At 60.1% G+C, this 26,726-nt stretch carries 22 protein-coding genes; 14 read left to right on the top strand and 8 right to left on the bottom strand.

Features of this window, described 5'->3' with window-relative positions; translation table 11 throughout:
- Positions 1-4: 4 nt before the first annotated feature.
- Positions 5-1,189, bottom strand: coding sequence for a M20/M25/M40 family metallo-hydrolase (locus LOC68_RS15970; RefSeq protein ID WP_230220547.1), 1,185 nt, complete (start codon positions 1,187-1,189; stop codon positions 5-7).
- A 121-nt stretch (positions 1,190-1,310) separates the two neighbouring features.
- On the opposite strand from LOC68_RS15970, the gene LOC68_RS15965 reads away from it, so the two are divergent.
- The 3 genes from LOC68_RS15965 (at position 1,311) to hemW (ending at position 3,877) form a co-directional block, all read left to right on the top strand.
- Positions 1,311-1,772, top strand: coding sequence for a hypothetical protein (locus LOC68_RS15965; RefSeq protein ID WP_230220545.1), 462 nt, complete (start codon positions 1,311-1,313; stop codon positions 1,770-1,772).
- 114 nt (positions 1,773-1,886) lie between these two features.
- Positions 1,887-2,726, top strand: a complete 840-nt coding sequence (locus LOC68_RS15960) for an MBL fold metallo-hydrolase (protein WP_230220544.1) — start codon at positions 1,887-1,889, stop codon at positions 2,724-2,726.
- Positions 2,717-3,877 carry a radical SAM family heme chaperone HemW gene (gene hemW / locus LOC68_RS15955; protein WP_230220542.1) on the top strand — a complete coding sequence of 387 codons (1,161 nt, stop codon included), beginning with the start codon at positions 2,717-2,719 and terminating at the stop codon, positions 3,875-3,877. The genes LOC68_RS15960 and hemW overlap by 10 nt, the downstream gene beginning before the upstream one ends.
- A gap of 72 nt (positions 3,878-3,949) precedes the next feature.
- Here the strand turns inward: hemW and LOC68_RS15950 are convergent, their stop codons facing one another.
- Both LOC68_RS15950 and LOC68_RS15945 read right to left on the bottom strand, forming a co-directional pair.
- Entirely contained in the window at positions 3,950-5,383 is a 1,434-nt protein-coding gene (locus tag LOC68_RS15950) for a FecR domain-containing protein (protein ID WP_230220540.1), read from the bottom strand.
- Positions 5,380-5,934, bottom strand: a complete 555-nt coding sequence (locus LOC68_RS15945; RefSeq protein ID WP_230220538.1) for a sigma-70 family RNA polymerase sigma factor — start codon at positions 5,932-5,934, stop codon at positions 5,380-5,382. The genes LOC68_RS15950 and LOC68_RS15945 overlap by 4 nt, the downstream gene beginning before the upstream one ends.
- A gap of 252 nt (positions 5,935-6,186) precedes the next feature.
- Between LOC68_RS15945 and LOC68_RS15940 the strand changes: the two genes are divergently transcribed.
- Both LOC68_RS15940 and LOC68_RS15935 read left to right on the top strand, forming a co-directional pair.
- Positions 6,187-6,810, top strand: coding sequence for a DUF6677 family protein (locus LOC68_RS15940; protein WP_230220536.1), 624 nt, complete (start codon positions 6,187-6,189; stop codon positions 6,808-6,810).
- Between the two features lie 13 nt (positions 6,811-6,823).
- Positions 6,824-7,045 carry a hypothetical protein gene (locus tag LOC68_RS15935; protein ID WP_230220534.1) on the top strand — a complete coding sequence of 74 codons (222 nt, stop codon included), beginning with the start codon at positions 6,824-6,826 and terminating at the stop codon, positions 7,043-7,045.
- 182 nt (positions 7,046-7,227) lie between these two features.
- On the opposite strand, the gene LOC68_RS15930 is transcribed toward LOC68_RS15935, so the two are convergent.
- Positions 7,228-7,620: a hypothetical protein gene (locus tag LOC68_RS15930; RefSeq protein WP_230220532.1), complete on the bottom strand. Its 393-nt coding sequence runs from the start codon at positions 7,618-7,620 to the stop codon at positions 7,228-7,230.
- A gap of 11 nt (positions 7,621-7,631) precedes the next feature.
- Between LOC68_RS15930 and LOC68_RS15925 the strand changes: the two genes are divergently transcribed.
- Positions 7,632-8,291, top strand: coding sequence for a hypothetical protein (locus tag LOC68_RS15925; RefSeq protein WP_230220530.1), 660 nt, complete (start codon positions 7,632-7,634; stop codon positions 8,289-8,291).
- Positions 8,292-8,388: 97 nt separating this feature from the next.
- Here the strand turns inward: LOC68_RS15925 and LOC68_RS15920 are convergent, their stop codons facing one another.
- The 3 genes from LOC68_RS15920 to LOC68_RS15910 form a co-directional block, all read right to left on the bottom strand.
- Positions 8,389-9,129, bottom strand: a complete 741-nt coding sequence (locus LOC68_RS15920) for a hypothetical protein (RefSeq protein ID WP_230220528.1) — start codon at positions 9,127-9,129, stop codon at positions 8,389-8,391.
- Between the two features lie 469 nt (positions 9,130-9,598).
- On the bottom strand, positions 9,599-13,990 hold the full coding sequence (locus LOC68_RS28565; protein WP_230220526.1) for a carboxypeptidase regulatory-like domain-containing protein: 4,392 nt from the start codon (positions 13,988-13,990) through the stop codon (positions 9,599-9,601).
- Positions 13,991-14,007: 17 nt separating this feature from the next.
- Complete coding sequence (locus LOC68_RS15910; protein ID WP_230220524.1) at positions 14,008-18,888, bottom strand: hypothetical protein; 4,881 nt, start codon at positions 18,886-18,888, stop codon at positions 14,008-14,010.
- A 320-nt stretch (positions 18,889-19,208) separates the two neighbouring features.
- Between LOC68_RS15910 and LOC68_RS15905 the strand changes: the two genes are divergently transcribed.
- On the top strand, positions 19,209-20,921 hold the full coding sequence (locus LOC68_RS15905; RefSeq protein ID WP_230220522.1) for a type VI secretion system Vgr family protein: 1,713 nt from the start codon (positions 19,209-19,211) through the stop codon (positions 20,919-20,921).
- Between the two features lie 108 nt (positions 20,922-21,029).
- Here the strand turns inward: LOC68_RS15905 and LOC68_RS15900 are convergent, their stop codons facing one another.
- Positions 21,030-21,434 (bottom strand): hypothetical protein, encoded by a 405-nt coding sequence (locus tag LOC68_RS15900; protein ID WP_230220520.1) that lies wholly within the window; start codon positions 21,432-21,434, stop codon positions 21,030-21,032.
- A 277-nt stretch (positions 21,435-21,711) separates the two neighbouring features.
- On the opposite strand from LOC68_RS15900, the gene LOC68_RS15895 reads away from it, so the two are divergent.
- From LOC68_RS15895 to LOC68_RS15865, 7 genes are all read left to right on the top strand, one after another.
- Positions 21,712-22,857 carry a hypothetical protein gene (locus LOC68_RS15895; protein WP_230220518.1) on the top strand — a complete coding sequence of 382 codons (1,146 nt, stop codon included), beginning with the start codon at positions 21,712-21,714 and terminating at the stop codon, positions 22,855-22,857.
- A gap of 71 nt (positions 22,858-22,928) precedes the next feature.
- Positions 22,929-23,501, top strand: a complete 573-nt coding sequence (locus tag LOC68_RS15890; protein ID WP_230220516.1) for a hypothetical protein — start codon at positions 22,929-22,931, stop codon at positions 23,499-23,501.
- 14 nt (positions 23,502-23,515) lie between these two features.
- Entirely contained in the window at positions 23,516-24,193 is a 678-nt protein-coding gene (locus LOC68_RS15885; RefSeq protein ID WP_230220514.1) for a DUF6931 family protein, read from the top strand.
- Positions 24,190-24,762, top strand: coding sequence for a DUF6931 family protein (locus LOC68_RS15880; protein ID WP_230220512.1), 573 nt, complete (start codon positions 24,190-24,192; stop codon positions 24,760-24,762). The genes LOC68_RS15885 and LOC68_RS15880 overlap by 4 nt, the downstream gene beginning before the upstream one ends.
- 28 nt (positions 24,763-24,790) lie before the next feature.
- The gene (locus LOC68_RS15875; protein ID WP_230220510.1) at positions 24,791-25,303 is read left to right on the top strand and encodes a hypothetical protein; all 513 of its coding nucleotides are present in this window, start codon (positions 24,791-24,793) and stop codon (positions 25,301-25,303) included.
- A gap of 4 nt (positions 25,304-25,307) precedes the next feature.
- A complete protein-coding gene (locus LOC68_RS15870) occupies positions 25,308-25,601 on the top strand; it encodes a PAAR domain-containing protein (protein WP_230220508.1) in 294 nt (97 codons plus the stop codon).
- A gap of 84 nt (positions 25,602-25,685) precedes the next feature.
- Positions 25,686-26,684 carry a GNAT family N-acetyltransferase gene (locus LOC68_RS15865; protein WP_230220506.1) on the top strand — a complete coding sequence of 333 codons (999 nt, stop codon included), beginning with the start codon at positions 25,686-25,688 and terminating at the stop codon, positions 26,682-26,684.
- The last annotated feature ends 42 nt before the right edge of the window (positions 26,685-26,726 follow it).

Below are 26,726 nucleotides of genomic sequence, written 5' to 3'. Positions count from 1 at the left end.
CGCGTTAAACGGCCCCGACCGCAATGTTCAGGCCGATATCGCAGGCCTGATGGAACCACTCGATATTGAGTTGTTCCGTCGACATGTGCGGGTTCCGTTGGCCGCAGCCAAACGAGACGGTTGGAATACCATGGCGGAAGAGCCAATTGGCGTCGAGTCCGCCGTTGGCGATTGCCAGTTCCGACTCGTAGCCGAGCGCCGCGATCGTCTGCTGTGCGACCTGCACCGAAGGTTCGTCCTGGGAGAGCAAAAACGGTTCGTAGTCGAGACGTCCGACGATCTCGACCGAACCGGTTTCTCCGTCGACGTTCTTCACTTCCTTCACCGCGTCATGAAACGCCGTTTCGATCTGCGTGACGATTTCCTTCAGGAACGTCAGGTCATGGCTGCGAGCTTCGGCTTTGATCTGCACCAGGTCGCACACGACGTTGGTCGCCGCGCCGCCGGTCACGACGCCGACGTTGGCCGTGCCGCTGTTTTTCTTCTTGGTGATCTTGCCGAGCCAGCCCCCTTTTTGCAGCTTGGCGATCGCGAGCGCTGCGATCGCGATGGCGCTGACGCCCCGCTCCGGCGCGACGCCGGCGTGACTCGCAATGCCGTGAATATCAATGAAGAAGCGATAGCCGCCGATCGCGCCGATCGTCAACTTGGTCGGCGATCCCCCGTCCCAGTTAAAGGCGAGCGCCGGCTTCTTCAAAAGGGACGTCTGCAAGTTCTTCGCCCCATGCAGACCGATCTCTTCTTCGATCGTAAAGAGGAGCGTCAGGGGCGGATGCGGCAGCTTCTTGCGCAAGATTTCGCACGCGGCGTTCAAGACCACGCCGACGCCAGCACGATTGTCGGCGCCGAGGCCGCGGTCCTTCTCACGCGATTCCATCACGTCCCCCTTGCGAACCGGCGTACAGCCGACGCAAAGGGGCACCGTATCCATGTGGGCCATCAGCAAGCGGCGGGGTCCGGCGATCGTGCCGGGGATCGTCACCACCAGGTTGCCGACTTCGGCGTCGGCGATCGGGCCCAGTTTGTTCGCCTTGTCGTAGCGGAACCAGCTTTTATCGGCGCCGGCGGCTAGCAGCTCGGCCTCGATGAACTCGGCCACCTTCTTTTCGCGTCCGCTGCCGCCGGGGATGGCGAGCAATTCTTTCACCAGTTTCAAAGCTTTCGGGCGGTTCGCGGCGACAGAGGCCATAAGGTGGGTTCCGATTCAAGGATGCGGCGGTCGACAAGATTCCGCCCGGTATTGTACTTTAAGAAGAGAGAGATCGGGGCGGCCTGGTCGCTGGTCGATGATTTCGATTCTGGGAAGCGCGATGCGATTTTTTCTCGCGGGTATTATGCAAGGTTCGCACGTCGGCAGTCTGGTCCATCGCCAGGACTACCGCTCTGTGCTGAAAGAGATCTTGCCGCGTCACTTCCCCAGCGCCGACATCTACGATCCCTGGGCCGACCACAGCGGTTCGCTTGACTACACCGAAGAGATGGGGCGCTCCGTCTTCTTGCGGCACAACGCGATGTGCGGAGAAGTCGACGTGGTGATCGCCTACATCCCCGAGGCGTCGATGGGGACCGCGATTGAGATTTGGGAAGCGTACCGCGCCGGCAAGGTGGTGCTGATGATCAGCCCGCTGAAGCACAACTGGGCGGTCAAATTTCTCAGCGACGAGATCTACGCCACCATGGAAGACTTCCTGCGTGAGCTGGAGCTAGGGCACGTCGCCGAGAAAATCGCCGAGGCCCAAAAGGGGAAGCAGGCGATCGTTCCGGCGGAATAACTCGATTTCACCCACCCCTAGCGAACCTTTCGCCGGGTGGTGGGTTCTGTTGATCGTCGCCGTAAGGCGTTAAACTGAAGAGTTTTCCATCTTTCCGCAGCCCGGCGCTGGCGCATGTTCGAGAACGCTCCCTTCCGCAAACTGACCACCGGCGACCTGACCATCGAGGGATTCTCGAGGGCGGCGGTGCAAACCTATTGGCGCGTGCCGGAGATGAAGCTGCTGCTTGATCTCGGCCTGCAGCCGTGGGACTTCATGGGAACGCCGACCGCCTTCGTGACGCACACCCACTTGGATCATGTCGCGGCTTTGCCGGTTTACGTCTCACGGCGGCGAATGATGAAGATGGACCCGCCGACGATTTATCTGCCCGAATCGGCGATCAGCGGCGTGCAGCAGATGCTCAATTCGTTCCAGCGACTCGATCGGGGCCGGATGCCGTGCGAGCTGATCGGCGTCAATCCCGGCGACGAAATCGAACTGTCGCGCGAGCTGATCGTCACGCCGGTCGCCACCAAACATACGGTAACCTCGGTCGGCTACATCATTTGGCAGCGGCGACGGAAGCTGAAGCCGGAATACCAGGATCTGCCGGGCGATAAGATCCGCGACATCCGACTCTCCGGCGTCGAAGTAACCGACGAATACCGCGTGCCGAAGCTCGCCTACCTAGGAGACAGTCGCCCTGAAGCGCTCGACGCTTGCCCTGCTTTTTATGAAGCGGAGACGTTGATCCTGGAGATGACCTTCCTGGCGCCCGATCACCGCCGCGAAAAGATTCATAAAATGGGACATACGCATCTGGACGATATCGTCCAGCGGCGCGACCAGTTCAAGAACAAGGCGATCATCGCCGGGCACTTCAGCGTCCGGTATAACGATCGCCAGATCAAAACCTATGTGGAAGAGAAGCTCGACGACATGCTCGACGGGCGACTGCATCTGTGGCTATAACCCGCAAACTGATCTCTCCGGCCGAAGCGCAAACGCCGCGCAGCGTTTACGTTCATGTGCCGTTTTGTTTGCGGCGCTGCGGCTATTGCAACTTCACGCTGGTTGCCGGGCGCGACGATCTGATCGACGACTATCTGCAAGCGATCGAGCGGGAAATGCGCACCCTCGATGCGCCGCATGAGGTCGACACGATCTTCTACGGCGGCGGCACGCCGACCCACCTGCCGACGCCGCAGCTCGAACAACTGCTCAAGCTGACGATCGAGCGTTTCCCGCCTGCGCCAGGCTACGAGTGGAGCGTCGAAGCGAACCCTGCCGACCTCAGCGATGAGAAGCTCGATTTGCTCTCCCACTACGGCGTCAATCGGATCAGCCTCGGCGTGCAGTCGTTTCGGGATGCGAAGCTGGAGTTGCTCGAACGGGATCATCGCGCCGCCGACGCGATTGACGCGGCGCAGCGCGTGCGGGCCACGTTCGCGCGGCTCGCGATCGACTTGATCTTCGCCGCCCCCGGCGAAACGGTCGACATGTGGCGCGACGACGTTCGTCAGGCGATCGACTTGGGCGCCGATCATCTTTCTACCTACGGGCTCACCTTTGAAAAGGGAACCACCTTCTGGAATCGTCTGTTGCATGACGACCTGGAAGAAGTGGACGAAGTGACGCAGCGCGAACAGTATCTGGCCGGGATCGAAATGGCGACCGCGGCCGGCTTCGAACATTACGAAGTTTCGAACTTCGCGCGGCCTGATTGTCGCTGCGCTCACAACGAAAACTACTGGCTCGGCGGCGGCTATTACGCCTTCGGACCGGGCGCCGCGCGTTACGTCGGCGGTCGCCGCGAAACGAATCATCGCAGCACGACTCGCTACATTCAAAAGATGCTCGCCGGCGAATCGCCGGTCGCCGAGTGGGAAGAACTGACGCCAGAAGAGATCGCCCGCGAGCGGCTGATCTTTGGGATGCGCCGCTTGGAAGGAATCGATCCGGCCGACTTCGCTGCGGCGACGGGATTTGAGGTCGATCAGCTTGCTGGTCAGCAGCTGAACGACTTGGAAAGCCACGGCTTGATCGAGCGATCGCCGGAGCGGATTCGCCTAACTCGCGCGGGTTTGTTGGTCAGCGATTCAATCTGGCCGGAGTTGCTCTAAGACGGACTTCCGACGGTGCCAAAGACATGCTCATCCGGCGAAGACGCCGCAAGAGCATGGCACCATGAGTTCCTACTCCCCCTGCCCCTTTGCCGAAAACGGTTCCAACAACCTATACTCAAACGTCCCGGCCGAGTAACGATCGGCCCAGTGTTTGTCGACGTGACCAGGAAACGCGTGCGGTCCTTCGGTGTTGATGTCGTACCGACTGGTGCCGACAAACGAGATTGCTCCGCCGGCGTCGTCGCGCGTCTTGCGATTGCGCTGAACGCCGACCTCGTGATGATCGTTCCCCATCGGGTCCTCTTCGCTGAACCCAAACGCGACGATCGAGTAAGAGCCTGGCGGAAGGGTCAGCGGCGCTTCGAGCGGCTTGAAGCGATTCGATTCGACCAGTTCGCCTGGATCGTCCGGCGTGAACTCCAGTCGCGCCGCCATGGCGATTCCAAAGTCTCCCCGCGTGTCATTGGGAGTGCCGCGATCGTCTCGGCTCCAGATCTCGCAATAGAGAGGGTGACGCAGACCGTCCGACTTGCTGTCGAACACGCCGAGCCGCGTCACTTCGATCGTTTCGTTCACGATGAAGTCCTGTCCAACTTTCCCGGCGTAAACATGATTGCCGCGAGTACCGGCGCGGGTGGTATAGGCGATATGCTTGCCGTCAGGAGGCGAAATCTGCTGATACGGTTTAAACTCTTCGGTCGGCTTCGTTTCGCCGGTATCCGGATCAAACCGGACCGACATCCCCGCAGCGATCACCTCGCCTGGCTGTGGATCGGCCGCATCGCGATTGGGTCGCAGTTCGACCTTCCCTTCGTGCACATGCACTTCCACCGCTTGCAGCTCGTCGACGGCGGCGGTGAACTTGGCGCCAATATCGACGATGTCGACCTGTTCGGTCTTTACCGTAAAGCCACGCGCACTCGGTGGAACGAGCGCGTGAATAACGCCGCGCGACAGAACAATGCTGTTGGCGTCGGCGATCTGCACCAGGCAAGCGCCGTCCATCGTGATTACGGCGCCTGATTCGAGTGTGATTTCGACGAGGCCTGACTCCAGCCAAAGGCTTTCGCCGGCGATCAGCCGTTTCCCTAGGTCGGCGCTCATTTCGCTGGCGCCCCACCAGTTGTCGGCCAGACGCGTTACCGCGGCGACCGGCGTCGTATCCGCTTGGTTCCGCTGCGAATTCCAATAGACCCCGATCAGCGTCGCCGCGAGCAGTAAACTGGCGGCGATCGCCCAGGGGGTCAGACGCGATCTTTCCGAACGATCCGGCGGCGGCAGCGGGCACTCTTGCTGCTCGGGAAGCTTTACCTGCTTGGCGCGACGCCGCGCGATCAGCGACAGCTGAGCGCGGGTTGCGATTCGCCGCAGATAGGTTTTGCGCAAGTCGGGATGCTGCAGCAGCAGTTGCTCCAGCTGCGCCGTTTGATCGTCCGACAAATCGCCGGCGTCGAGTTCGGTCAGCAGTTGCAGCAGTTGGACTCGCGGGTCGGTCGTGCTCATAGCTCTAGCCCCAATCGCAGCGAGATGCATTTTTCGAGACGCGCCAAAACTCGCCGGATCCACTTGCGCGCCGTCACTTCCGATTTCCCCATCAACGCGGCGGTCTCTTTCAAGCTCCCCTTCGTCCCATACCGTTTCAAGACCATCTGCCGATCGGCGTCGTCCAAGCGATCCAAGCACTTCTCCAGCGCCGTCGACTGTTGTTGCAGGTCGTCCCAGATTTCTACGGCGTCGGCCGCGAGCGATTCGCGTAGCTCGTCACTAAGGAAGAGCGCGCGGCGAATCCCCTGCGAGCGGCGCAGCTCGAGCACTTTGAAATAGGCGATCCGACACGCCCAAGCGCCGAAGTGACTCCCCCGCTCGAAGTCGTCGATTTTCTCCCACATCAGCGTGATGACGTCCTGCACGACATCCTCGACTTCCGGTGAGCCCGGCATGATTGACGCGACGTAGGCGAAAATTCGCCCTTCGTTTTCCATCACCAAACGGACGAATTCGTCCGGCTGGAGGGGACCAGCAGGCGACTTCGAGTTCGTTGGTTGTTGACTCATAACGATTTAGGAAAACGGCGGCGAAACGGAACAAGGCGCGTCTATCTCTTAATGAGTCTAGCCCCCGGAAAACAAACCAGAAATTGGACCGATCGGTCACGATTCCGCGAATATTGGGGAAATCGGCGAAAAGGGACAATTTTGGGATCCCCGCAGCGAAGCCCAGATGGGGGCGTTTGCCCTATCTTCAGACGTCAATTTGGCTAAGATTGTGGGATTGTCCCCCGTTGTCTTCCCCCCATTGGATACGAAATGGCTGACGAACCGTCGACTTCCAGCGAAGACCGCTTCGCACCGGTCCAAGTCGATTTGAAGAATCCGGAGCTCGCCTTGCTGCTAGCGTGGCTCTTGCCAGGGGCTGGTCATCTGTACCAAGGGCGGACGGGCAAAGGGATTCTGTTCATGGTCTGCATCTTGTTCACCTTCTTCGTCGGCTTGTCGATGGGAGGTGGGCGAGTCGTTTACGCTCGCTGGGACATGAGCGAAAAGCGCTTGCCGTATCTCTGCCAGATCGGGGTCGGTTTGCCGGCCGCTCCGGCCCTTTACCAGGCTTACCTGGTCAAAGAGCGAAAGCCGCCGGTCGAGATCTTCGGCGTGCCGCTGATGGCGCCGCCGATCAACGATCACGAACTGGGCCAACTCCATCGCGATTACGGCTTCCGATTCGAGATGGGAACGCTCTACACGATGGTCGCCGGCCTACTGAACGTGCTGGTGATCTTCGACGCGTACGCCGGACCGGTCTTCGTGGTGCCTGAGAAAGAGAAAAAGCGGCGACTGCGCGAGAGCAAGGAAAACCCGCCTCCAGCGGACGGCGATACGGCCGACGAAAAGACCGACGAAAAGACCGACGCGACCGCTACGGCAGACAACTAAGGGATTCCGGACCATGCTCTCGTTTTTGACATTCCTACCGATCTTGGCTGCGATCCCGGCCGCTCGCTTGTTGTACGCCATCCCGTTGATCGTGGTGGTCAGCCTGGTCTACGCCGCAACGCGCCACGAACGCTGGGCGCCGATCCTGGAACATGCGTGGGACACCGCTCTCTGGATTATCGGCTTCATGGCGGTCGTCTTCGTCGTGCTGATGGCGGTCACCTGGTGGTTCTAACGGCAGTAGGATCACAATAGTAGCCCGAAGCGCAAGCGAGGGAAAAGCGGTCGCCAGTTAGCGTCCAAGCTTGAATCGCAAAGGATCTCGCCTGCAACAACTCCGCTCCCAATTCCTATTCCAAGATTGAATCGCGTCTCGCCGCCGCGCTTCGCCAATGGTCGAAAAGTCCGGTCACAACTCTAGAATCTGGACGTTCGATTACCGAGGAAATCACCCTGCTCGTTGAGTGGTTCCTCTGCGAGTGCCTTGCATATGGCCCCAACGAACTCGGCGGTTGGTGGTCGGATGGAGTTATCGAGCTTGAGTTCGCCGCCGCTGGCGCAGCTCATTACCATCTGCTCGGGGTAACATGGATTGGCAGTTTGGGGATCGCTCCGTTTGAGCTGGAGTTGGAACTTGCCCTGGACGTAACCCATTTCGCGAAGACGATTTTGCGGATCGGCGCGCGGGATCACCGTGGAAAACCGTGCGTGCGTAAACCTTCGTGGCAAGCCAGCGCGTTTTGGATGAGCGTCCTCGTCGAGATCGTGACTGGGCGATAGCGATGGAGTTACGTTCTTCCCTTGATTCATGAGGACTCGTCATGATCACTCCCGCCGACGAAGCGTACAAAGCGACCAAACTTCTTTTGCAGGGGAATTCTGAACTCGCATATCCTTGTGATCGGATGGCCGCATGGATCAGCAAGATATGGAATAGTCGCGTTCTTAACGTCGTCTACGAACGCGTAGGCCCTACCGCAATTCCAAGGTTGGAAGTCGTCTTGGAGGATCACGCCGACGTTGAGAGGTTCTGCGTGGGACCTCTGCAGTACGATACGCGAAAACAGAATGCCATCGCGACAAAGTTCTTGAAGTTGATAGCCGACGTGCCTGACGGCACGTTTGAGGTTGATCGGCTGTTCGTCATTTTCTCGGCCTTTGCGCCGATAGCGCGAGAAGAAGCCGACAATCACCTAACCAAGTCGGACATCGCCAACCTTCTTGTCCGAATCGGCAATCCCGACTTGTGGACCATAAATCGATTCAGCGGGCATGCGACCTTTTTTTTCTATACCGAAGAACAAGTCGCCCGATACAAAGTGGTTGGACTGGAAGAGGAATACGCTCATCGATACTACTATCTAGTGAAGCCTTATGACGAGTTCGGTTATCTATCTCTGGATGACTATCGAATAAACTTCGATTCCAAGGAAAACTTTGACAAGAAATTCCAAAGCAGTTGGTTCTACTACTATCGCTAGCCAGACGTCGGGGATTCGCTGGAAACCGCATTTCCTTGCTTGCTAAAAATCGCCTCGCCCAGCGACAGCGGCCGCCGGACGAAGCGCGGCTGGCGGCTCAGCTATTCAAGATCGGAGCGTTTGGTTCAGGAGGCGCTGGAATGTTGGTGTCCGATACGGGAATGTCGTCATTGTCTGACGGCGGAGGCGGGAAGCACCAGCAGCGAAAGTCGCAACCGGTGCACTTGGGGTTGTTCCAAGTGACCCAAGAGTTGTTGCGTTTCCACCAGGTTCCATTTTTGCGGCAGCAGCCCCAGTACGAAAAATCACGCAAACACCAATAGCAGCGATTGCTGTGATCCGGATACCACATGCACCAGCAATGGTCGTAGCCGCCGTTCGGTTTGCGGAAGAAGCATTTGCAGTAGTAGCGATTGCCGTTTTGATCGAACGAGTACTTGGAATAACCGTACGTTTGTTCCCCCGACCAAGGGCGTGCGACGCTGGAGCCATCGACCTTATAGGTCCCGTCGAACGACTCTTTGTCTTTCGCAACTTTGAACTGGAACGTGCCGGATACGTTGTTAGCCGACCATTTTCCCTCCATGTCGACCGTTCCGTCGTTGTTCTCGTGATACGAGATGTTGCTGAATTTTCCGTCGAGATTGCCGGCCTGGTATCCTCCTTTCTCGTCCGACCAGAAGCACTCTCCTTGGAATTGGTTATTGGAGATGCTGGTGAACTTGTACTTCCAACAGCTGTAGGTCGTCCTCTCAATCTTGTTCGGCTGATTTGCTGCCGACGGCGACCCGTAGATCGCGACAAAGAGTAGAACGAATCCAACGCGTACGAATCTCATTTCAACCCCTTTCTTAATAGTGAACAGACTTCGAAATGAAGCTGGCTTTACGCAAAGAAAGTGAGAAATCAGAGCGAGCGAATCAAGAGGTGCACCGTTCGACGTTTTGCCTGGGTCGACCGGATTTTGATAACAAGCGGCTGCGTCACATGCAGCCAAAGAGTGTCCGCCTATAGGGGCGCATTATATAGCTCTGGCCGTCGATTCACGGCAAAAATTAAGGGTTTTCTTGCAAAGAGCCAAGTGATCATCGAGAGCGAAAATTGTTCATGTCGGCGATCTCGAATCCGCGTTTTCGCGTTCGCGCAAGTCCTCATTCGCAGAAGTGCATTGCGTCGTTGTGCGAAGAGAGATTGTCTCGTGACGAAGCGTATCGATTCGTGATCGAAGGCGCTTTGATTGGAAAGAGCAATAGATATTTGGTTGACCGCATTTCCTTGCTTGCGCTGCGGGCTAGTAAAGAAAAGTACTACTGCAGCGTCAGATTCAAATCGACGGTCGTCGTCTGATCCGGCTTGCCGACCGCTGCCGCGGTCGCGTTTCTGGCCGCCGCCGCTTTGACGACTGACAGCTTGTAGGCGCCAGGCGTCAATTGGCCGAAGACGTACTCGCCGCTGGGGCTCGTTTCGCTCGTCTTGATCGGTTTGCCGTCGGCGCCCGCCAGGGTGACGGTCAAACCAGGTTGCGGACGACCCGCTTCCAGAACCACGCCGCGAATAGTCGCCATCGGAGGCGGCAGTTCGTCGAGGACATGGACCGACGTCGTTTTGAAGGCTTGGATGCCAACGCCGTTGGTCGCGACGACGGTCACAAAGTTGCGACCCAGATCGTTGAGCGTCAACTGCGCGGAGAAGTTGCCGTCGTTGCCCAATACCATCGGCACGAGCTTAGCGTCCTTCGGCACAGCGTTGTCGAACGGCTCGCCGATGAACATTTGCATCTGGGCGATGCCGGTTTCGCCGTCAAAGGCGGTCGCGACAAAGGTCGCCGGCTTTTTGGCCTGGGCGAGGGTCGGTGAAGTCGTAAAACGCACGCTCCGCGGCGGCGTGTCGTCGATCACAATCGTTTGCCACGTTTGATCGATCACGTTGCCGTCGGCGTCAAGCATCTGTAGTTGAATGCGGCGGCGACCGACGATCCCGGTGGTGTCGAGCTCGACGTTCCAGTCGTTCAGCTGGGCGGTCCACTGGATGGCGCCCTTCGGATCGATCGGCGAAAAGCCGACGGTTGACTGTTGCGGCGTTGGACAAGCGACGGTCCGTTCGGCCAGAAAGCCGTCGCTGTTCGGGATGCCAAGCTGGGCGACGAGCGACGCTCCATCTGGTGCGCTCTCGGCGATCAACAGAGCGCTGAGCGGCTGACCGGTTCGCAGCATTTGCGGCGCTTGCAGACGAATCGCCGGATTGTTGTTGGCGCTGGGGCTGGAAAGGCCGGAGCTGCTCGGCACAATGCCGTCAAAGCGGAAGGCCTGCGAGTAGCCGTCGATCGCGATCCGCCATTGGCCGCTTTGGCTGGCGGTCGGCGAAAGCAAGAGATCGGCGGAGAGTTGGACTTGCTCATCACCGCTGGCGAGCGTGCTGCTCAGGACGCCGCCGACGATGTTGACCAAGGCCGGAAACTCTTCTTGCGTGATTTCGATCGTCGCCGTCGAGGGAGGCCCGCTTGGGAAGTTCGTCGCTGCGAGGGTCGCCGTAATGCGAGCCCCGCCGGGACGATATTCGCATAGCGTATCGGTGACCTGTACGTAGCTGCGCGGGGTCAAGACGCGAACCGGCAACACTTGCTGCAGCAGCGAGTCGCCGCTGGTCGCTTCGGTCGCGTTGATGTTGATCGAGCCGGAAACGGTCGGCAGCGGCGCCGGCGCAGCGATCGGTTTGCCGGCGATGATGACCGGCGCGACGCCGCGCGGAGGGATATCAAGCTTTTGCTGATAGATTTCGCCGGCGCCGATCTGCAGATTGACGCTGAGCGACTTGTCGGTGACGTTGCGGAGGAACCAGTATTGCGTTTGTCGCCCGGCGATCGGACGAAGATCGATTTCGGTCAGCGCGGTCTGCGGACCATCCGGCGTATCGGCGACCAACAGTTCCAGTTCGTGATCGAACATCGGCGGCAACGGAATCGGGCGGTAGATCGTTCCCCATGAGGTCTGGAACGTCATCATCACCCCCTGCACGACCGCCAGTTGAGAGGGAGTCGCTTCCGGCGTCGCTTGCACTCGAATCGTCGCCGAACGATCAGGCGTCGATGAAACGACGCTCGCCTTCAGATAGCTGGTCGGCGAGATGACGTCGATTTGCGGCGTCTTCTCATGCGAATCGGAGGTCATCACGCGGTAGTCGACTTCGATCGACGTCCGACCGTTGCGCGACGTTACCTGGCCGATGCTATTGGAAAGTTGATAGGTGGGGCACGAAGCGACCAGCGCCAAGCGGCGCTCGACGCTATCGAAGATCCCGTCGTCCTGGGAAGTGTGCATCCGTTTCATTTGCAACAGCCGGTAGTCGGCCTGCAACTGAAAGAGACGTTCCCACCGCGGACCGGCCGGCGATTGCTCCGGCGTCGGCGCATCGGAACTGCGCGGCGACGATTCGTCCCCTGACATTTGCGGATAGTAAAAGCCATGCAGGTAACAAGCCAATCGAACGTCGACGCGAGAGTGCGCTTCCAGATCGACTTCGCGATACGAAGGGGACGGCGCATTCAAGACGCCGGAGGTCAATGTGAACGACGCTTTGCGGAGCGCGGCGCACAGCTGGGCTCGCTCGTCGACCGGGACCCACGGCGCTCGCAGCAACATGTCGGCCTGGCGATAGGCGGCGACGGTCGGCTGCGAACTGGTCAGGTCGGCGATCCATTGCGTGATTTGTGCGTCAGCGGGAAGTTGCGAGAACTCGCTGAGGGCCTTGCCGAGCTGTACCGAGATTTCGATCCCCTGATCGACCAGGGCCATTTCGCTCTGGATTTCGGCAGGCGTGACGGTCGCGCCGGTATGCGAGAACCGCGTCATCAGGTAATCGATCTGTTGCAGCGCCGTACGGATTTTGACCGACGAATCAGGCTCAACCACCGCCGTCTCGGCCATCAGCCAGCGGAGACGATACCCGCGGCGGGTCACGTCGTACGCGGTCGCCAGACGTGACGACAGCTGATCCATGCGGTCAAGTTGCGGCTGGGCGACGCTCAGCTCTTGGGCGTTCCAAGTCGACGGCAAATAGCCAGGAAACGTGAGGCCAACTTTCGCCGCATGCAGCGATTGGTCGGCGCCGGTCAGCGAACCCAGCACCCACGGCAGCGGCTCGAGTCGGGACGAAATCTCCTGCTGCTGCGAGATGCAATTGTAGAAGCGGAGGGCGCTTGGATCGCCCGGCTTCATGCGGGCCAACCAAAGCCAATACGCTTCTTCAATCTGGCGGGGATGCGGTTCCCATAGTTGCAACAAGTCGGAAGCGGCCGAGAACTTGCTCGGCTCAAATTGCTCCAGCTGTTGCAATTGATCGTCGAGCGCCAGGGCGATCTCCATACGCGTCGCCGTCTTGAGTTTCGCTTGGAGTTCGGTTTGCAGCTTCTTCACCGCGGCGATCCGCTGGTCGTTGGGAAGCGAGGCCAGATCGTTGAGCGACACGAAGTAGGAGGTGATCGCGCTGGCGACGTCCGGCGTAACGGCAATCCCCTCTTCGCGATAGTCCGAAAGAGAAACGTTCGGGAACGATTGGCGAACTGCCGTGAAGTCGGCCAGTTGCTTGCTCAGAAAGTGATTGGCGAGTTCAAAGTCACGCTGCAAGCGATCGGAGTCGGACCCCAGTCGCCATTCTCGCTCGGATTGCAGCAGCACGCGATCGAGTTGATCGAAGGCGCCCGGCGCGAAACGATCTTTCCCTGCTTGCAGCAGCGTGTTGCGAGTGTTCCAGGCGTTGGTAAGCCACTCGGGATACTTTCGTTCGGTATCGACGAGGGTCGCGTTCGGTTTCACGCCTACGCTCGACAACTCCCACTCGCGACTCGTTTCGCCAACCATATAGGGCGCTTGCACGACGCCGGTCGTCGCCAGGCTGGTTTCGATGGTGCGAGCTCGGACGTATTCGGCCAGCTCTTTGGCGATCACGCGACCATCAGCGTAGCTCCCCCAACCATCCGCGTCCCCCTGCAAACCGGTTTCGACGTAATAGCCGAACAGCGAACGTCCGAGCGCTTCGTTCAATTGCGGCAATTGTCCCGGCGAGCAGCTGAAGAGGACCGCCAGGTTGGGATCGTTTAGTTGTTCGACGATGTTGAGGGCGGCCGCTTGGACGCCGGTCGCTTCATTGTTCGTCAACGTGAAGGGAGTAATGTCGAGGAGGAGCAATTTGCGTTCGGCGGGACAATCCCGCAGCGCCGACATCAGCTGCGCGAGCGAAGCGCCGCCGTCGGAAAGATCCCAGTCGCTGGGAATCAGATCGACGTCGGCATCTTCCTGCAGCGTGGCGTAGCTCGAAAGGTAGATGACGACCGTTTCCTTTTGGGACGCCTTGCGGAGGTTGAGGAACTTCTCAATCAGTTCGCCGCGATGCAGCATCCCACGCGAGGCTTTGCCGGTGTCGGGAATGTATCCCGCGGCGATCATTCCCTTCAGGTCGGCGTCATGGGCCACCCGATCTTGGACGTCCAGCTGACCGAACCGAGTGACGATGCAGCCGACGAATTGGGTTCGCGGTTGCGCGCGGAACCACGCAAGGGCGCCCGCCATCGCGCCGATCAATCCCAGCGCAATGACCAACGCAATCAACGTCCGGTGCGAAAACTTCGCGCCGGACGTCGTCGCTTCACTGCGAGAACGTAGTTCGAATTGTCGCCACAGCGGAGTTTCAGCCGATGGATCCACGCGTCATGCTCCCAAGGCTAGTTGGCGTCGCCGTTAAGTCGCAGCGCCGGACGAGGCGCGAAGTCGCGCGTCGCCGGAGGCGCCAGTTCGTTGAATTGCAGGTATTGCCCCCGCAGCTCGGCGTGCCGCTGAAAATCTTTCAGCGTCACGACTCGCAGACCGGCGACAATACTGTCGACGTTTCCTTCCGGCAGCGGCCAGAAGTAAGAGGTCGCCGCGCCGATGTCGCGGAACGCCTTGATTTCGATCCCTTCAGCTTGGTAGCCGATTGGTTCGCACCAGACGATTTCGTCGGGCGCCGCTTGCGTCCGAATCGCCAGGCGGCGAACGGTCGCCAGCTTGCCGTCGGCGCCCAGGCATTGGGTTTGCTCGACGTTGGCGCTGAGGATTTGAACTTGCCCGGCGCTCGTTTCGACCGTCTGACCTTGAATCGCTTCGAGGGCGGCGTAGTCGTTGGTCTGACGGAGCACGACGCCGACGTTGTCGTCTTCGACGGTCCACCACAGGCTGACCGTCGGAGTAGCGACCCCGCCGGTGATTGGCCAGTCGGAAGCGGCGATGCTGTAGGTCGCCATCGGGAATCCATTCTGCCGAACGATATGCGAAGCGGCGTATTGGCCGTCAGGACGTCCGACGCTGATCCAGATCCGCGACGGCTTGATGACCGAAAGGTCTCCCAATTGCAACGCCTGCTGCTGGATGCCGAGCGTCATTTCCAGCTTGTCGCCGTCGATCCGGTTTTGCAGCAGCGCCGACTTCCAGCCAGACGTCGTCATGGTCGGGCGTGTCGGAAAACGCTGAGCCAGGTAGTCGGCCGTCACCAGCGAGAGCTGGTCCTTTTGCGAAACAAGTTGCAGCAGCATCAAGTCTCCCCGCTGCAAGTTGATCGTCGGCGCCAAGGCCGGATCGACCGGCGTTTCGACCGCCAGGCGTCCTGGTTTCAGATTCGGCGTCAGCCAGATCTGCCCGCCGCCGATGTCGCCGATCGGATGTTCGGGACCTGGTTGCCGCTGCTGCGGAGTAGCGGTGACGAAAGTCAACCGGCGGCTGAGCACGTTGGCCAAATGCGCTTCGAGCGCTTCGACGCGATCGATCATGTAAAAGCCGCCCGGCGGATAAAGCTGTTCGACTAGTTCAAATTGCTTTTGGGCCAGCGCGGCTTCGGCGCTGACGACCTTAAAGCCGACGACCTGAATCGAAATGCCGCTGCCGTCGAAGATGTCGAACAACGCTTCCGCGACGCTCTTACCGGTCGGATTGACGGTCGAATCGTTCGCAAAGCGGTTGTCGGCGCCGTCGGTAATCACCAACATCGTCTTCGGTCCGTTCACGCCGGCCAGGTCTCCCTTGGCTTCGATCATCGTCCGCATGATCGGCGATTCGTTCCAAGGCTCCACCTGTGGGTACGTGATCGCCCGCGTCAGTTGTTGGTACTGCGACTTGTCTTTGCTGTTCCAGATGATCGGCGGGACAAGACGCTGAATCGTTCGCTCCGCTTCGACCACCGTCTTTTGCGAGCCCATCGCCTGGCCGAAGGTCCAGACGCTGACCTGCGTGCCGTTGGGAATCGTTTCGAGCAAGCGATCGAGGGCGCGAACCGCCTCGGCGTACTTGGCTTGCGGGCCGAACGGTTGTCCGGCCGGCGCGCCCATACTGCCGGAAGCGTCGAGCACGATCGTGATTGCGGCGTCGCCGGATCCGTATTGCTGATGCAGTTCCGGCGAAGCGACGATCGCCAGGTTGGCGGCGTCGGGAGCCGGATTGCTGACCAGGTGATTCGAAGGACGACGATGAATCACCACTTTGGTGTCGGCCGTCGAGAGATGTCCGCGGAAGAAGACGGTCCCTTCGATCAACGCGTTCAGTTCCGCCGGATTGCTGGCGACCTTCTCGCCGCTCAAGTCGGCTTCCACCAGCACGTCGATGCCGTTGGGCGTGCCGCCGGTCCATTCGATGCCGCGCATCGCGTCGTCATCAACCGCCAGACGGAGCAGGCCGTTGGTCGTAAAACCAAAACGTGGAATGCCGCTCGGCGGATTGGCGCCGACGATCTTCAGGTCGAAGTGATATTGCTCGGTCGCTTCGGTCGTCCAGTTGCGCATCGCCAGCGACGTGAGAGCGAAGTCCCCCGCTTGTTGCCACGGGGCCGCTTCCTGCGTCATCTTCTGCGGATGCAGCCCGAAACGAATCGCGTCGGACGAGAGGAGACGAGCGGCACGCAAATAGTAAGGCGTTTGCCCATGGTCGTCCCAATGTTCGTTCCAGGCGCGACCCGCGAACAGCAGCGCCGCTTCAGCTAGAGTCGCACGGCGAGCGTCGCGAGCGTCGTTGTCGACCGCGGTAACGTCAGCCGGAATGATCCGCGATTGCGAGCCGACCCGATCGATCATCGCCAGGTCCATATCGTCCCGGTCAATGCGGGTGTTCAGCTGAATCAGTTCGCGCCACTTTTGAGCATAGTCAGCCCCAAGGTCGGCGAGCGTCTGACGCCAGATTTGTTCGACGCCAAAGACTTCCAAGCGATGGTTGGTCACCATGTAGGCGTCGTCGCGCGAACCGCTGAGCTGGTCAAACCAAGTTTGGCCGAACTGCGACAGGACAAGATGACCGGCGCGAGCGGCGTCGATCTTGGCGAACTTCTCTTGTTGTTCAATCGACGGCGCCGGTTGGTTGCCGCGGACCACTTCGGCGCCGGTGGCGTCGATGCAAGCGATCAGCAACTTGCGGCGCGATTCGGCGTCCGCGGCCGGCAGCAACATCGCGCGGCTCAAGCGGCGGAGCGATTCGCTCGGGTCGGCGACGAAGGCCGACGTTTGTTCTTGTTCGTTCTGCTTTTGCAGGTCCAAACGTTGCTGTTCGACCTTTGTCGTCAGGCCGATCAGCGTTGAAAGCATGTCAGGCGTGACCGCAGTCGCCGAGACGGCGCCGTTCATTTGATCGTCCAGATCATGGGCCGACTCCCACAGATTCATTACCTGGATCTCCAGCCCTTGTCCGCCTGATTCCGGCGGCGTGGCCATCGTCCAGTTGTTATAGAACGGCAGTTCGGCCAGCGCGTTGTTGCGAGCTTCCATCGCACGGATCAGGATGGCGACGTCGTTGGTGATCGACGCGTACGCCTTGGCGGCTGTTTCGAAATGTCCGATCGATTTCAACCGAGTCGACGAATCGATAAAGAGGAGGTCCTGTCCCAAGCGACGCTCCAAGTCGGCAGCATCAACGCGGGACGAGAAAGCGGTGCTCCAGAGGGCCGTCGAAGCGGCGGCCTGTTCGGCCAGCAGGTTGGTTTTGATCGCACGGCCGATCGCTTCGGCGTCGGCTGGCGACAACTTCGACATGTCGATCTGCTGGCAGAGGAGATCGACGAACACCAGTTCGGTCGGGCCGGTCTCGTGCGATTGGCCGATCGAGCCGATCACGCGCCAGTTCTTATTGAGTTGACGAATCGGGTCTTCCGCCGCACGGAGCAGCAGCTCACGGCGAAGCGCGTCGGCGAAGGCCGCTTCCGGCACTCCCAAGGCGATTTGTTGCTGGGCCGATTGATCGTAGGTGGCTCGGACATCTTGCGGCGCGGTCGAGGTCAACAAGGTCGCCGCCGACGAAACCGCTTCCGGCGACGGTTGCAACCAACCGGCGGCGGCTCGCCACGAGAGGGACAAGTCCTGCGATTGCAGCGGCAATTGTCGTCCGTTTTCCAGGGCGTTGGCCAGTTCCGAAGCGGAGCTGCGCAGACGGGACGCGTTGGCGACGTCGCCGGCGATCAGCAGCGATTCCATCCGCAGCAGCGTCTCTTGATAACGCCGCCAGATGTGAGGCGCGAAACGCAACACCGACGGCTTGGCTTGCGCCAGGGACGTTTGCTGCTGCCAGAACTCGGTCATCCATTCCCATTCGGTCACCGGAATCGGCGTGGGGGCTTTCTCTGGTTCGTAGCCGGGGCGGAGCACGCCCAGGTCGAAGGCGTCGGCGCGCGTCGTACCTTCGTCGCCGAGCGGCAGCAACATCACGTTTTGGCGACGGTTGTGGTTGGCGGCGGCAAATTGCATTAACTCGCTGTCGACGTAGCGGAACAGCTCGCCGGCGTCGATGCGGCCGTCGTCGTCGCTGTCGGTGATGGCGCCGCGCAACCCTTCGATCACGTAGTGCCCCATCGCGGTGCGATGTTGCTGGTAGTAGCTAAAGGCTCGCTGATCGACGTCGGCCGCGATGACGACGGTCAGATTCGGCGCTTTGCGAATCTCAGCGTCGAGCTCGCGCATCGAGTCGGAGAAGTTGTTCGTAAGTAGTCCCAAGCGGGGTGCGACGATTGTGCGGCAGCTGTCGATGATCAGCAGCTTGTTGGTCTGTTCCGGCAGCTTTTGCAGTTCGGCGATGACGTCGGAGATGTTGATCGCTTCAGGACGTTTCGAAAGGTCGACGTTTTCGGGCAGCAGCGCCGGACCTTTTTCGCCGATGAAGCCATGCCCGGTCAGCATCAAAACGACGTTGTTTTCGTCGATGTTTTCCAGATTCGGACGCCAGCCGATTTGCATCCGCTGCGGACCGTCGCCGCTGCGCAGCAAGCGATGGCCCCAATAGCGCTGCGTCTGGGCGTCATTAGAAACTTCTTGCAAGTCGACCAGCACGTTCCAGCCGAGAGCGTTGTGCGGAACCGAGAGATTCGTCTCGTAACCGGCGCCCGCCAACAGGAATCGCGTCGGCCGCGGAGGACGAAGCCAACTGCTGGTCCACAGGATGACCAGAATCAGGCCTGCAAGAAACGCGATCGAAAACGGCAGCTGCAGCCGCTTCCAATCGGTACGGCGCGGCGCGTCAAACGCGTGCCAACGTTGTTGGTCTGCTTGTTCCCCACGAGCTGGGGTGTGGGAACTCGATTGGTTATTTCGGCCTCGATTCATGACGTTGCCGTTTCGCCTCAGGGAATGTTGCAGAAAAAAAACCATGCAACTCTACATCAACGTCCGAGAGGGGCAAACGACTTCCCCGTATTCTTTTGGCAACAGTTCAGGTCGCTTGCGGTCGCTGCAATTGCTTCCGGCGGTGCAGTCGCGATCTGCCGCATGATCGTTGCGTTCGGCCAATCGCTATTTGCGGCGCAGTCTACGCAGTCGGTGAGGTTTTCTCGCCACGTCCCCGATGTCGGGCAAATGGAAGAAGGAGGAAATGCCGAAGCAGAAGACGTGCTAGCAATCCGTCTTTTGTCGGGGGAACGTCTCCAGTGGATCTCTCAGAACTCTTTGACGCGTCGAATCGCCCCTTGCGAGTCGAAACTCCATTGGGTCCGATGACGCTGGCGATCTCCGCATTTCGCGGTCGCGAAGCGGTTAGTCGACTCTATGAGTTCCAGCTGACGTTGCTGGGGAGTCCGACGAGCGACATCGACTTTTCCAAGATCCTGGGGAAGACGGCGACCGTTTCGCTTGACGATTTTACCGGCCTGACGACGCGCTACTTCAATGGCATCATCACTTCTTTCGCCGAAGTGAGCCGCGACGATCAATTCACGCAGTACGAAGCGACCCTCGCTCCCAAACATTGGCTGATGGGGCTGACTCGCAACTGCCGCATCTTCCAGCGGATGAACGTTCCGCAAGTCTTGAAGGAAGTCTTTACCGGGTACGACGTCGACTTCAATCTGAAATCGAGTTATCCCGATCGCGACTACCTGGTGCAATACGAAGAATCGGATCTCGATTTCGCGATGCGGCTGATGGAAGAAGTGGGAATCTATTTCCACTTCAAGCACGAAAAAGAGAAGCACACGATGTTCCTGTGCGATCAAACGGTCAGCCAGGTATCGATCGAAGGGATCAGCGGCCTGATCTATGAGCAGATCATCGGCGGCGTTCGCCCCGAGAATCGAATCTACGCTTGGCGGCGCGAGCAGCAGATTACCACCAAGAAAGTGGCGCTCCGCGACATCGCCTTTCAAATGACTGGGCAAGATCTCGACGCGTCGGCCGACATCGTGAAGACCGTCAAATGCGGTCTAGCCCAACATGACTTGCACGCCGTCAGCGATTTGCCGGACGAACGCCGCGAAGTCTATACCTTTCCGTCCGGTTACGCCGGTTGGTTTGACGACGTCAACGGCGGCGGCGGCGATCAAAGCGGCGAACTTGGCAAGACCAATGACGCTGGAGACGCTTCGGCTCGCTTGGACGCCCAACGAATCGCGACGACTGCGGTCCGTTGCCAAGGGAACAGCGATATTCCCCGTCTGACGCCGGGCTATTTGTTCACGCTGCTGCGGCATTCCAACGGGGACGACGAATATCAACTGCTTGAGATCGAACATGACGCCAAGGTCGACGTCAACTATCGCTCGCACGATGCGTCGCTGGGAACGGATCTCCACTACGAAAACAACTTTCTCTGCCAACCGAAAGCGGTGCAGTTTCGACCGCAACTGATCACGCCGCGGCCGAAGATCCACGGCATGCAGTCGGCGCGGGTCGTCGGGCCGGAAAAAGAAGAGATCTTCGTCGACAAGTATGGTCGCATCAAAGTGAAGTTTGCGTGGGACCGGAGCGACATTGAAAACGAAAACGCCTCGTGCTGGATTCGCGTCGGCCAGGTCTGGGCTGGACCGCGCTGGGGGGCTTTCTTCTGGCCGCGCATCGGACATGAAGTGATCGTCGCCTTTGAAGAGGGAGATCCCGATCGCCCGATCGTCGTCGGCAGCGTTTACAACTCGAAGAACATGCCGCCGCTGGAGCTCCCCTCGAACAATCAAAAGGGTGGGATCAAGTCGTGCATCTTCCAAGGCGATCCGCTGAAGAACTTCAACGCGCTCGTCTTCCACGACGTGCCGGGTCACCAGTACACGCAAGTCCACTCCGAACGACAAGCGGTCGATAACACCGAGAGCTATCGCTACAACTACACCCCCACCAAGCATTACGCCCTGTGCGGCTCACTGCCGGGTTAGTCCGTCGGTTAGAAGCGAGAGGAACAAGCGGCGATGTCATTCACCAACTGGTTGGAAAACGCAGCGAAAGACCTATTTGCATTCGGCGGCGGTAAGTACGAATGCACGTTAGGTACCGCGGTCGACTCGATCTACGGTCAGAACCTGGAGTCGTTCTTCGGCACTCGGCAAACGCTTATCGTCGATCCCGCCTTCTTTGCGAACGTCGGCGCTAGTCCCGTCGGCATCATGCTCGGTTTGCTGGGCGGCCAGTGGGGCGAGAACGAAATGGTCCTGGGCGGGAAGAACGATCTCGCCTATGCGGGGCCCTTGGGAGAGTTTTCGCGCGCGGACAAATACGAATACTCCGGCGCCCCGATCTTCAGCTTCGCGTTGGCTGCGGCCGCCGAAGCGCAAGCCGCCGCCGCGGAAAATCATCCGCCGGAAGGAGCTTCGATCGCGGTGGTCCGCGGCATCAAGGCGCTGGTGGCGCTTTACGTTTTGACGACCATCGCCTACCAGATGACGATTCATGTGAAATACCCGGAGTTCGGCGAAGAGTCGGAAAGCTCTGAGAGCGAATCGGGCGACGATGACGATAGCTCAAGCGGCAGTTCAAGTAGCGAGCCGACCGACGACTGGGCGCCGCACGAGCTGGAAGGGATCTCGACGATGATCACTTCCCGCATCTTCGCGCTGATCGTTTCGCTGGAGAAAGTCAACGCGCCGGTGGAAGCGGCCGAAAATCACGCCGACCACGGCGCGGCAGTGGTGCCGCGACAAGAGGCGCCGAACGCAAACGCCGCCGGCAATGGCGTCGAACAGCCTGTCGAACAAGGTGGCGCAGGAGCAGCACGTCGTGAAGGAAACGACGGCGCTGCCGGCGCTCGAAACCTCGCGGAAGGAGAACCGGAAAATCCGGAAGGTGGAGGTGGAGCCGGAGGCGCTGGTGGTGCTGCGGAAGGTGGAGCCGGAGGCGCTGGTGGTGCTGCGGAAGGTGGAGCTGGAGGCGCTGGTGGTGCTGCGGAAGGTGGAGCTGGAGGCGCTGGTGGCGGTGCAGAAGGTGGTGCCGGAGGCGCTGGTGGTGCTGCGGAAGGTGGTGCCGGTGGCGCTGGTGGCGGTGCGGAAGGTGGAGCCGGAGGCGCTGGTGGTGGTGCGGAAGGTGGTGCCGGAGGCGCTGGCGGTGCTGCGGAAGGTGGTGCCGGCGGCGCTGGTGGTGCTGCGGAAGGTGGAGCCGGAGGTGCTGGTGGTGCTGCGGAAGGTGGAGCCGGAGGCGCTGGTGGTGCTGCGGAAGGTGGTGCCGGAGGCGCTGGTGGTGCTGCGGAAGGTGGAGCCGGCGGCGCTGGTGGTGCTGCGGAAGGTGGTGCCGGAGGCGCTGGTGGTGCTGCGGAAGGTGGAGCCGGCGGCGCTGGTGGTGCTGCGGAAGGTGGTGCCGGCGGCGCTGGTGGTGCTGCGGAAGGTGGTGCCGGAGGCGCTGGTGGTGCTGCGGAAGGTGGAGCCGGAGGCGCTGGTGGTGCTGCGGAAGGTGGTGCCGGAGGCGCTGGTGGTGCTGCGGAAGGTGGTGCCGGCGGCGCTGGTGGTGCTGCGGAAGGTGGTGCCGGAGGCGCTGGTGGTGCTGCGGAAGGTGGAGCCGGAGGCGCTGGTGGTGCTGCGGAAGGTGGAGCTGGAGGCGCTGGTGGTGCTGCGGAAGGTGGAGCCGGAGGCGCTGGTGGTGCTGCAGAAGGTGGAGCCGGAGGCGCTGGTGGTGCTGCGGAAGGTGGAGCTGGAGGCGCTGGTGGTGCTGCGGAAGGTGGTGCCGGTGGCGCTGGTGGCGGTGCGGAAGGTGGAGCCGGAGGCGCTGGTGGTGGTGCGGAAGGTGGCGCGGGCGGAGACGACGACGCGGAGCCAAACGCACAGCAGTAACCATGATCCGAGTTTCAGGTGGCGTCGTTCACTGGGCGCCGTTGGAATTCGCTAATCAAAGCGCTGGTCATTACGAATTTGAGACCTGATACAAGCTCGCAAGCGAATTGAGATAGGCCAACATCCATGAACAAAAACCATATTCTCTGGGGTTCTCAAACGACCACCGCGTACGGCGGCGTGCTCGTCGAGTCGAAAGGTTACGGCGTCGACCTCGTCGCCTCCGGCTTGGAAGGGGAAGTCAACATCATGGCGACTTCTCAAGTCCAGGTCGTAAGCGGCTTGGGAATGATCACGGTGACCGGCACCGACGCCGGCGCGACGATCTGCCTTACCGCCGGTGAAGTTGGCCAGATTCGTCAGATCGTCGGCGTACCGGACGCCGGAGCCAGCATTCAGATGGAGCCGGAATTGATCACGATTAGCGTCGGACCGCTGGCCGGCGGCGCGAGCATCACGATGACGCCGGAGTCGATCATTTTCAAAGTGGCCGAAAACACGCTCAGTATTACGCCGGAAGGAATCACCGAGACGGTCACCGATACCATTCGCTCGGCCACTCCGGCCGGGCACGTATTGGAAGCGGCCGACGGTTCATTCGAAGTCACGCCGGCGGCGATCTCGCTCGAAGCGCCGACGATCGAAGTGACCGGCGACGCGATGATCACAATGGAAGGCGCCTTGGTGAATATCAACTAACCGAGACGGAACCGATGCACGCCCACCAACCCGGAAAACATAGTTGCTGCCACGGCTCGCATGGGCATGTTGCGCCGACTCCGCGCATCGTCGTCCCTCCGCTGCGCGGCGATGCGACCGCGGCGGCGGTCTGCGAGCGCATGAAGCTGCAACTCTCGTTGGCCGCGCGGCGTCAATTGACGGCTCATGTTTCCTCGGAACACTTTTTCGCCCGACTGCTGACCGCCGAATTGGACGCCGACGCCCGCAAGTTTCTCGCGGCCGCTTTGCCGGTGCGAAGAGCCTTGTGGTGGAGCGTGCTCGCGATTCATGACGCCCTTGGCGCCGATGAACAGCAAGAGCGCGATCGTCTGGCGCCGGTGGTGCAGTGGATCGCACGGCCGAGCGATGCAGGACTGATCGCGGTTCGGCGCCTCGACTTGCAAGTGAAACGAAACAGTATGTGGGGCTGCTTGTACCAGGCGACCTACGCAGCCGGCGGTCGCGTCAGTCCACCGGAGCGGCAAATGGTCGCGGCGCCTCCAGAGACGTCGCGGCGGTTTGCGGCGGCGCTCGTTTACATGGCGTCGGTCTATCGCGGCGCTCGGGGATATCGCGAGCGTCAACGACGTTATTTACTTTTGGGACAAAGTTTGGCGACTGGTCCGGCGCCCTGGTCGCGCCGCATGCACTCGATGCAGGAGACGACATGACCGGAAAAGAAGCGAGTCAAGCGGCGTCGCTTTGCGATTTGTCGGAAGACGCCCAAAAGCTGCTGGCCAAAGAGCCGGACAGCGCCCGGTTTTTCAAGGCGCTAGTCGACGGCGAGATGCATGACGACGCGCTGCTATTTGCGGCGGCCTGTCTGGCGCCGATGGATCGCATCTGGTGGGGCGTAATGTGCGTCTGGGAATCGCTTCGTCCGGATGTAAATGACGACGACGATCTGCTGCTGCAGATGCTGGTCGGCTATTTGCGCGAGCCGAACGAAGATCTCCGCTGGAAGTGTCGCACGATGGCGAAGCGGAAAGAAGTGTCGCCGCAGCTGAAGATGCTGGCGCACGCCCTGTTTCATTCTGGCGAAAGCGTCACCCCGGCCGGCGGACCGAAACTGAAACCGAGCCCGAAGGTACCGGTCGCGTTGATCGCGACCGCCATCAAGTCGGCGGCGACCGCGTGCGGACAAAAGAAGAAGGTCGGCATGAAGCCGGAGTTCCTCCGTCTGGCGATGGAAGTCAGTCGCGGACAACATAACTGGGCGACGGCCGCAGCGGCGACGTAACGCGAACCGATTCGAAGGAAGTGCGACCATGAGTCTCAATTTTGGCGATTTCAACAATCTGATGGGGCACGTTGACAACTTCGTCAACCAAATCTCCGACGTCCAATCGCGGATGATCAATACCCAGCATCGCGAGATGTTCGACAACTTGATCATGAAGATTCGCGAAGCCCGCCAAGAAGCGGAAGTGGCCGTTCCGGCGGCGATCAACAGCCTGCAGGAGAGGCGCGAACGGGTCATCGCCAAGCTGAAGAAGCTGAAAGACGAAGCGCCGCAGCGGAAAGCTCGCCGTGACGCGCTGGTCGCAAAGGCGAAAGAGGTCAACGCGAAGCGCGAAGAAGATAAAAAGAAGCTGCGCGCCAAGCCGGTCAAAGTGAAGCTCTCGAAAATCAAAATGCCGCCAGGTTGGGGAGATCATCTGAAGGACGAACTTTTGAATAAGTTCGGCAAGCTCCCTGCCGCTCCGGTGTCGGCCCCGCGCGACGCCGCGATCTGGGACGACTGGCAATGGAACGCGGAAAAGCCGATCGGCGAGGGTTAATCGTATGGGACAACCAGCCGCGTGCATTTCGTTCATGCAGGTCTGCCCGATGGTCGACGGCATCGTGCCGCATGTCGGCGGACCGATCATCGGCCCCGGCGCAGTCACGGTTTTGGTCGGCGAATTGCCGGCGGCGCAAGTCGGCAACATGTGCACCTGCGTTGGACCTCCAGCGACGATCGTCCTCGGATCGGCGACGGTTTTGCTCGAAGAAATGCCGGCCGCGCGAATGGGAGATGAAACGGACCACGGCGGCGCTATCGTACTGGGATTGCCGGTGGTGTTGATCGGCGAATAGGCGAGTTTTTCGCCATTGAAGGCGAACCCTCTTGTCCCCATCTGCGTCTGTTCATCGCTATGCCCTCTTCACTGCCAGGAAGCGATGATGGAAACGTTACAGATTCGCTCATTTCGCACGCAAGACTTCGACGCCGTACGCCAGCTTTGGGGCCAATTCTCGGGTGAGACGTTTTCGACCGATCCGCAGCGAGTAATGATCGCCAAGCAATTGCTGACCGACCAGTTGTTCTTTGTCGGAGAAATTCAGCAGCGTGTCGTCGCCGTGGCGATTGCCGGCTACGATGGCGTTCACGGATCGATCGAAGCGCTAGCAGTAGATCCGCAATTCCACCGTCAAGGGATCGGTCGACAACTGGTCGCACACATCGAATCCGCTTTTCGCTTGCGCGGATGTTCGAGCGTTCGTTTGCAAGCTGCGCCGAACCGTCCGGATATCGCTACCTTTCTGAAGCGCCTTGGCTACGATCCCGATCCGCGTTTGTCGTTTCAAAAGCGTCTTGTTGAGCCCGAGTCGTCGCCGGAGCCGGTACCAACCATTTCGGTTGACGGCCAGATCTACCTCTCCGCCATGCGCGACGAAGACAAGCCGGCGCTCGTCAAAGAGATCAATGCACTGGGGGATGCGACCGGCTACTTGTCTCGGGTCCCTTACCCCTACGCACCTTTTGACGCCGACTTTTGGCTCTCGTCTTGTCGGTTGCAATCGACGGCCGAGGGGGCGCTGCCGAATTGGAAGATGCGCAGCTGGGCGATTCGGGACGCGCAACAGCGCCTAATCGGCGGGATTGGATTGTGCAATTTTACGCCAGGCGAAAAAGCGGAGATCGGCTACTGGCTGGCCGTCGATCGATGGGGTCAGGGGATCATGACGAAGGTGGTGAGAGAATTGACCGATTTCGCATTTCGCGAATATCGTCTGCAAAAGATTTACGCCGAAGTCGTGACGACGAACATCGGCTCGCGGCGCGTCTTGGAAAAGGCGGGATACCAACTGGAAGCGGAACTGCGACGCCACTTTTTCCGCGACGGTAAGCCGATCGACGGCGTCATGTATGGGCGAGTTTCCCCTTCACCGGACTAATAATCGACCAGCCTGCGCGGAGATCCGCAGCGGTCCGCTACT

Source organism: Blastopirellula sediminis (genome assembly GCF_020966755.1).
GTDB lineage: Bacteria > Planctomycetota > Planctomycetia > Pirellulales > Pirellulaceae > Blastopirellula > Blastopirellula sediminis.
Note: the sequence above shows the minus strand (reverse complement) of the source record. Positions and strands in the feature narration are given on the sequence as shown.